Raw genomic sequence first — 7,217 nt, 5'->3', positions numbered from 1 at the left:
ACGTATGCAGTCATTCACCGCCAAATTTGATCACTTTGTGCTTGCAATAGAGGGGGAGTCCATAGATATTGTTAGCAGCTTAAATTTAAACCCGCGCGGCACTGCCGCACTGGCGAAGCTGAACAAGTGCACCACTGTGCAAATTTAAAAACTTAACCAGCCGACTGCAATACGGCGAGCCAACCGGAACCTGTAAAACTAATAAAGCGAAGCCTAGAAGAACAACGCTACCGCCACAACCGTTTGCAGCAAACCAGCAAACTGACGAACTTTAACTTTTGGCACTGCCGCTAAGAAAACCAAACGCGAGCAATGCTGAATAAAACTACTGACTAAAACCCTTAAAACCCTGAACGCCTGCCCCCTGCCCGCGGCTGCTCAGAGATCACACCTTCTATCCATTCCTTATAGTGGCTCAAGCGGACATTGCAGATGATTGAGCCATATTGGCCCGTGCTGGTCCTCGTGGATCTCAAACCAGCGCTCCATGATGTCAGGCCTGCCAAACGCCAACCCATCTCGGTATTGATAAGAACCGGCCCACCACTGTCACCACCGCCGGCCCCGCCCTCAAGCGGTAAGGCTTCAGATGGATCGTTGAACACGTAGCAGAAGTAGCGGTCGTGCGCGCTAGTGATCTTGTTGTAAGCCTGGCGAAGCTCCGTGCGGCGCGAGCTACTAAATTCATATCCAGTGGCTCCTGTGGCAGTTGCGCCCTTTCCTATGATCCTTACGGTTTGGTCAAATTCGTTTTTGTGTTCGTAGATTCCGGACGGAGAAACGTCCGTAGCGGTTTGGGCCAACTTGAGAAGTGCAATGTCATCTGAGGCGGTGAGTTGAGCCCAAAAAAGCATCCAATCCCAACTGGCCAGCGCGTTGTCCAATACATCTTGCGAAGGCTTTTTGTACCCAGAATGTACGACGACGCGCTCAACGTCCCTGGCAATCCCATTGATCACGACCTGCTTTTTTTCCCAATGCCGCGGAATAGTGTGGGCGGCAGTAACGACCCATCGTGGATCAATGAGTACACCATGTCCCTCGCCGGGCATGTCAACGAGAGCTGAAAAAGTAGACTCCGGAATACGGTACTTCGAGTCATCAACGTCGTGTCGTATGACGACGGCGCTAGCGGTTGAAGACGCTGCAAGTAGGACAATCAATAAACATCGAGTCATGTGCGATCTCCTTAAGGGGGCTAACGCCCAAATTTAGCGCGGAAAGCCGCGCAGCGGGTTGACGTCGCAGCCAGCGTTTTTTGCTGGCGATAAAATTTGTTTGTTATGCGTCTTGCTCACAATCCCACTTAATACCATAATTAGGTATCTTTTGGTATCCAGAGAACTACACATGGCCAAGAACACAAGTATAACTATTGGAGAACACTTTGAGGGCTTTATTGCAAGCCAGATCCAAAGTGGGCGTTACGGCTCAGCGAGTGAAGTCATTCGCTCAGCGCTACGCTTACTCGAAAACCAAGAAACCAAACTAAACTCACTCCGTCAACTACTTGTCGAAGGCGAACAAAGCGGTGACGCAGAATATGACCTCGATAGCTTTATCAATGAACTTGATAGTGAAAACTCTCGATGAAGCCATTTAATCTCACCGTTGCTGCTAAAACCGATTTGCGAGATATCGCATTATTCACTCAGCGCCGCTGGGGAAAAGAGCAACGAAATATCTATTTAAAACAATTTGATGATTCATTTTGGCTTTTAGCAGAAAACCCCGACATCGGTAAAACATGCGATGAAATCAGAATCGGATATCGTAAATTCCCTCAAGGTAGCCACGTCATCTTTTATCAACAGATCGGCAGCCAACAAATTAAAATCATCCGTATTCTTCATAAGAGTATGGATGTTAACCCGATACTTGGCGCATAACGCCCAAATTTAGCGCGGAAAGCCGCGCAGCGGGTTGACGTCGCAGCCAGCGCTTTTTGCTGGCGATAATATTTGTTTGTTAGCGTCTGTACTCGCAAAGACGCGCAACCTGTTCTTGTGTTTCTTGTGAATATTGAGCCAACTGCTCATCGGTTAAAACACCATAATGCTTTAAGGCCGCTATTTTAAACACCGCATTACTGCGTTTGAGATCATTAAACATCTCAGCAATGGCTTCATCTTCTTTGTTAATTAATTTCCATAGCTCTAAGTAAGTCTCATGCTCCCGATCTTTGCGGGTAGATGATATTTGCTCGATACGCCGAAATATTGTCTCGCATGCGGAATTGAGCAAAACTTCTTTAAGACCGCTAAGTCTTTTCCAATCTTTTTCAGGTACAGATGACATCTGAATTTTCTCCTGAAGACGCTAACGCCGCGCACATGGGCGACAAAAACGCGTCAGCGGGTTTGGCGTCCCAGCGACCAACGGGAGCGAATGGTGCGCATTGTTAGCGGCGACAAAAACACAACCCACGCGGCACTGCCGCCAAGCGATGCCGAACAACGGCAAGCCTGTGCAAAAATAAAAACGTAACCAGCCAAGTGCGATACAGCGAAATAGCTGGAACCTAAAAACTTTAAAGCCAACGGAGCCAATGAACCAAAGGAACAACGCTACCGCACCATCAGAGATTGCACCTTGCCAACAAACTGTTGCGCCCGATGGAATAAATTAACAACTCAGATACAACTTAACGCAAGCAGAGCCGAAAAGTAAAACAGATTTTGAAACTACACCTTCCCGACAGCCGGCTAACGCCCGCTTCAGCCGCTTGTCGGCTGAAAGCGTTTGTTAGTGTTAAAACCTACCGGAGTCAGACGGCATATCCCAAATGTGATTTGTAAGCTGAAATCTCTCAAACAAATCTTTTGCTTCATTTACAGACCACTTAACCCAATTTTTGTTGAGGTGATTTCCATACCAAACTTTAGAAAAGTTCCAAACATTACCAATCGGCTGAACATCACCTTTATTCATACCGTGGCGCTCACACCAATTATCGATATCCGCTTCTGATGCGAATATTAGCATCGTGCTGCATGTATAAGTAACGTTGTCCCAAGCTTTAATCATTGGTATAGGAAAGTGGATAAATAAGTTTTCATTCAAAACTTTTCCATCTTGTATTTTTATAACGACCTGTTTTGCTTCTGCACCTAAAGTAGTGGTTATTGTTAAGTCACGATTAAGTAACGCTGCTGCTCCCAACGAACACCAAGCACAATTCCCCCACCAACTTCCATCATCAGATTCAATCCAAAAATTTGTCGGAGCTGTTGAAAATGGATGCATTATCCACACTTCACATGATTCGGGGTGCAATACAACACCGTGATAATCTTGAAGTTCCTTAAGTGCTTCTTTCATCTCATTCGTTGGAACACAAAAAGCTTTAGACATTTGCTCGACTTTGGGGGCGATTCCTTTATCGACAATGTGCCTCATTATGAAATAGTGAAGACTCGAATTGTTTAAATTCACTTTTGACCTCTTAAATAACCGGTTATCACTAACGCCCAAATTTAGCGCGGAAAGCCGCGCAGCGGGTTGACGTCGCAGCCAGCGATTTTTGCTGACAATAATATTTTTTTGTTATGCATGACTGCTCATTGAAGAGCCGTAAAACCAAGGTTTTTCACTGAACCACCTTCTGTTTTTAGTTCATGCCACATCACTAGAAATTTGAGCATGTCACCTTTCTTCTTTATTTCCAGCCAATTATTAGCTGGAACAATAATCTTGTTGTCATTCCATGTAAGTATGTAATTTACACTTCTGAAACCGTTATCAGTGACATCAATTACATCCTCAATGATAGCGGTATAGCTTTGATGTTTGTTATAAAGAACTCTTTCATCACTTGCATGACTAGATACTGAAAAAGATAGTAAAAAAAGTACCAGCATGTTCAAAATTAGAATTTTTCTCATTGGTTAGATCCCTCTTAATGCATAACGCCTTACTCAACCGACTCGTTAGCGGTCGGCTGCAGTAACTTGTTAGCCGAACTCTCTTCAATTGTGACTTTTACACCTGAAGAGTACTTCTGATTAAACCAAAGTAGCTTATCTACTGGAAAGTTACTAAAAGTGAGTTTCGTGTCTGATTCCCAGACTACTTTTAAGCTCTCTGGTTTCCCATCCAGCCCAAATATGCCGTTAAACTCTTTCCCAGTATCTACATCAACAATATTTACACCAGTTTGCCAGTTAGTTGTTGCACCGCAATCCGAATAGCCTAGCTTCGCAATTTTTTTACCGTTTGGAGAAGAGAATTCTGCTACCTCAGTATGAGAACAGATTGATGGTCCTTCAATACCCAAAAGGTCCATTCCATAACCAATGATCTTAAATCCAAACCAAACAAAAAATACAACTGCCCCAAGATTCCAGACAGCCTTTTTAACTTTTACAGAGATACTCATGCAGTTCCTTGAGTATGGCTAACGCCCGCATTTCCGGCTGGTTTGGAGCGCAGCGGAAAACCAGTCCGGCAACATGCGCTTGTTAGGTGATTTAGACAGACTCAAACAGGCCATTTTCCGTTTCTCGCACAAGAATCATGAAATCGATATATAGGGAGATCACCTCATCTTGCGCATTAACTCCCCAGAATGCGGGATAAGCACCGTCCCCGAAACCACTTGTGGATATAACGCAGTCGTCTTCATCTACCATTGATACTAATTCTGGCTTGCCGTTAAGGCACCATTCATTAAATATCCGTTCTTTTTTGATACGGCTTAAACCCATGAGGTTGCCGACATCGAAAATGGCTAAATTGCCGGCGTCTACACCATAAACACCATTGCCACTTGGCGTATTAGCGGCATACCATTTAACTGGTTGCTCGCTATCATTAAACTTCACTCGAATACCAGCTACTCGATTATGTATTGTTACGGTTTCAACGGGATAATCTCCTAGGTTCACTTTTCTTTGTAGAGGCTCAAAATCATAAATGTCATAGCCGAAATCTAAGATCCCGAGCACCCCAGACCTGATTCGAAGCTTTCCGATACGCTCTAACTTAGCCACTCCTTCGTCTAAATTTGGAATATTGATGTTACGCTCTGCTTGAAAAAGTGTATTTTCATTGAGGTTTATATGATCTTCCCTGCCCATGAAAGGAGCATCAGAGATGCTCATAGAAAAGATGCCTGCATGTTCATCAGGATCAATAACAGGGCTCTTTGGAGGATGAAAAAATGTAGATATTGCTGTTATTTTCCAACCTTTCTCTGCGTCAAACTCAAGATCATAGACGTGATATTTTGATGACTTAAGCGCCTCTTCGTAAATCTCTGTGGATACGCTGGCAACATTTCCTTGAATATCGCATTCGGTGATTTTTTCTACATTGGGGTCATAATCAGCTTTCGAGCCAAATGAATTTCTAGACCCTGAGCTACTTCCAGCAGCAAAATGAGCCCCATCTACATCTGATATAAGGTCTACCCAATAGTCAAAATCTACATCATTGCCCATTTTTCTCTGGGCTTTAGACCATTGCTCATACCAGTGCGAAATGAACGCTGTGACTCTATCTTCAGGAGAATCAATCACATCATCGTATTTGTTTTTTTTCCTGAAGAAATCAATGATTTTTTTCATGCTCAATTTCGAACTCCGATTTCACCTAACGCCCCACTAAGGAGCGAGTAATATTGGCTAAAATGTGCAGCGAAGCGGAACTTAGCCAACTGTTACGAGTCCCGCTTTAGTGGTTTGTTATGTTCTTCTTTGTGGTAAAACTTCCTCTTCCGGAGTTACCGCTCCATTCGCCATCAAGGGAATAAACTTTTGTTTGAATAATCTCAGGCGGCTTATCTTTTATTTCTATCGTGAAAATTCCGTTTTCAGAATGCCTAATATTCAAGTCTATTTTCTGTTCAAATGCGATGTTATCCAAGAGATTAACTTTTTTGACTAGTACCTCTTGGTCATAGACATAAGCATTCAAAAATAACTCGGCCTCATCTCCCTCTATGTAAAGATGGAAAGAGTCATAGCCAGGGATCCCAAGCCCATCGTATTCGCTAATTAGTGCAGCACCACCCGTTTTAGGCTTAGGGTAAAGAAAAGTATACCCACCCTTATACTTCTTGTTTGAAGGTGTCTCGCCATCAATCGCGTAGATCGTCAATTCATACGGCGAGTAAAATTCTTCATTTATATTTGCGCATGCACTAAGTACAACGCAAAGAAGCATCAAAACAATTACAGAAAAAAAGATTCTAAGTTTCATAAGAACATAACGCAAAGCACACGGGCGACGAGCCGCGCAGCGGGTTGGCGTCCCAGCGACCAACGGGAGCGAGTGCTGCGCATTGTTAGGCATACTGCGCACCAACCATGAACAATGGCAGCCAAACGGCAACCGATACAAACATAACACCGGTAATTGCAAAAAATGCTGCGCTACCCGCAGCATGAGAAAAATATACTGTTGGACGACTGGCAAGATGCTTATGAAAATTGTTTGATATAGCCTTAAAGGTTGCCCTTATCATGTCTATTTGAAACTGTGCCCAAGTGATAAAAGGCTTAAGCAAAATTATCAAACAAGAAAATGCAACTTCTAACCCTGCAACTTCAACAAACAGCAACAGATAACCAGCAAATGGTGTTGCTACTAAAATAGCTAAGAGCATTAGTGCTCTTTTTAGCCAAACGTGACGATTCAGAAAATCCATCTAATGTCCTTATTAATGCCTAACGCTCAAAGCAGCTGCGCGGCAAGCGTCGGCTGCCTTTGCTTGTTAAATTTTGCATTCTGACCCCGCTGCCGAGCCATATGAAATATATTGGGTTACATTAAGTTGATGCTTGTACTGACCTAGATGTCCCCATTTACCCTCTTTAGATAAATTACCTTTCAGCTTGACCGGAACCATTGGATTCAGATCGCCGAGATGGTAAGAAAAGCGAACACCATCATTATCCAACGCTTTCTTCAATTCTAAAACCGCAGGAGAGTATTCGATCCATAGCTTTTCTGAAGAGCCGCACTCAATAAAATAACTCCACTCGAAACCTTCGGTGTACGTGCCAATAAATAGCCTTTCTTCTGCATAAGAACCTACTGATAGAAACGCTAAAGTCGCAAAAGTTAGTTGTTTCATGATTAAATTTAACGCCCGCCACAAACGCGAGCAACTTGTTGCGAGTCGAGCGCCCAACGGGCGCGTTTTTGATGGCAATAACATGGACTCCCCCTCACTATCCGGCATCGATGTGCCACACTGAGAGTGTCAAAACAAA

The 7,217-nt window shown here is 43.8% G+C and carries 11 protein-coding genes; 2 read left to right on the top strand and 9 right to left on the bottom strand.

Features of this window, described 5'->3' with window-relative positions; all coding sequences use genetic code 11:
• Positions 1 to 341: 341 nt before the first annotated feature.
• Positions 342 to 1,178 (bottom strand): trypsin-like serine protease, encoded by an 837-nt coding sequence (locus IE070_RS16365; protein ID WP_189484259.1) that lies wholly within the window; start codon positions 1,176 to 1,178, stop codon positions 342 to 344.
• 172 nt (positions 1,179 to 1,350) lie between these two features.
• Between IE070_RS16365 and IE070_RS16360 the strand changes: the two genes are divergently transcribed.
• Together IE070_RS16360 and IE070_RS16355 are read left to right on the top strand one after the other, a co-directional pair.
• Complete coding sequence (locus IE070_RS16360; protein ID WP_189484258.1) at positions 1,351 to 1,593, top strand: type II toxin-antitoxin system ParD family antitoxin; 243 nt, start codon at positions 1,351 to 1,353, stop codon at positions 1,591 to 1,593.
• A complete protein-coding gene (locus IE070_RS16355) occupies positions 1,590 to 1,889 on the top strand; it encodes a type II toxin-antitoxin system RelE/ParE family toxin (RefSeq protein WP_189484257.1) in 300 nt (99 codons plus the stop codon). The genes IE070_RS16360 and IE070_RS16355 overlap by 4 nt, the downstream gene beginning before the upstream one ends.
• A gap of 79 nt (positions 1,890 to 1,968) precedes the next feature.
• Here IE070_RS16355 and IE070_RS16350 read toward each other — a convergent pair whose 3' ends face one another.
• The 8 genes from IE070_RS16350 to IE070_RS16315 form a co-directional block, all read right to left on the bottom strand.
• Complete coding sequence (locus tag IE070_RS16350; RefSeq protein WP_189484256.1) at positions 1,969 to 2,298, bottom strand: hypothetical protein; 330 nt, start codon at positions 2,296 to 2,298, stop codon at positions 1,969 to 1,971.
• A 453-nt stretch (positions 2,299 to 2,751) separates the two neighbouring features.
• Positions 2,752 to 3,435, bottom strand: coding sequence for an alkylmercury lyase family protein (locus IE070_RS16345; RefSeq protein ID WP_229797116.1), 684 nt, complete (start codon positions 3,433 to 3,435; stop codon positions 2,752 to 2,754).
• Positions 3,436 to 3,560: 125 nt separating this feature from the next.
• On the bottom strand, positions 3,561 to 3,884 hold the full coding sequence (locus tag IE070_RS16340; protein ID WP_189484255.1) for a hypothetical protein: 324 nt from the start codon (positions 3,882 to 3,884) through the stop codon (positions 3,561 to 3,563).
• 29 nt (positions 3,885 to 3,913) lie between these two features.
• Positions 3,914 to 4,378, bottom strand: a complete 465-nt coding sequence (locus IE070_RS16335; protein WP_189484254.1) for a hypothetical protein — start codon at positions 4,376 to 4,378, stop codon at positions 3,914 to 3,916.
• Positions 4,379 to 4,469: 91 nt separating this feature from the next.
• Complete coding sequence (locus IE070_RS16330) at positions 4,470 to 5,567, bottom strand: DUF4241 domain-containing protein (RefSeq protein ID WP_189484253.1); 1,098 nt, start codon at positions 5,565 to 5,567, stop codon at positions 4,470 to 4,472.
• A gap of 106 nt (positions 5,568 to 5,673) precedes the next feature.
• A complete protein-coding gene (locus IE070_RS16325; protein WP_189484252.1) occupies positions 5,674 to 6,294 on the bottom strand; it encodes a hypothetical protein in 621 nt (206 codons plus the stop codon).
• Positions 6,287 to 6,649: a hypothetical protein gene (locus tag IE070_RS16320; RefSeq protein ID WP_189484251.1), complete on the bottom strand. Its 363-nt coding sequence runs from the start codon at positions 6,647 to 6,649 to the stop codon at positions 6,287 to 6,289. The genes IE070_RS16325 and IE070_RS16320 overlap by 8 nt, the downstream gene beginning before the upstream one ends.
• Before the next feature lie 66 nt (positions 6,650 to 6,715).
• Positions 6,716 to 7,162 carry a hypothetical protein gene (locus IE070_RS16315; protein WP_189484250.1) on the bottom strand — a complete coding sequence of 149 codons (447 nt, stop codon included), beginning with the start codon at positions 7,160 to 7,162 and terminating at the stop codon, positions 6,716 to 6,718.
• Between the last annotated feature and the right edge of the window lie 55 nt (positions 7,163 to 7,217).

It is taken from the genome of Alishewanella tabrizica, from assembly GCF_014652375.1.
In the GTDB taxonomy this organism is placed as follows: Bacteria; Pseudomonadota; Gammaproteobacteria; order Enterobacterales; family Alteromonadaceae; genus Alishewanella; species Alishewanella tabrizica.
The sequence above is the reverse complement of the archived record's forward strand: the minus strand, read 5'-3'. Positions and strand labels throughout refer to the sequence as shown.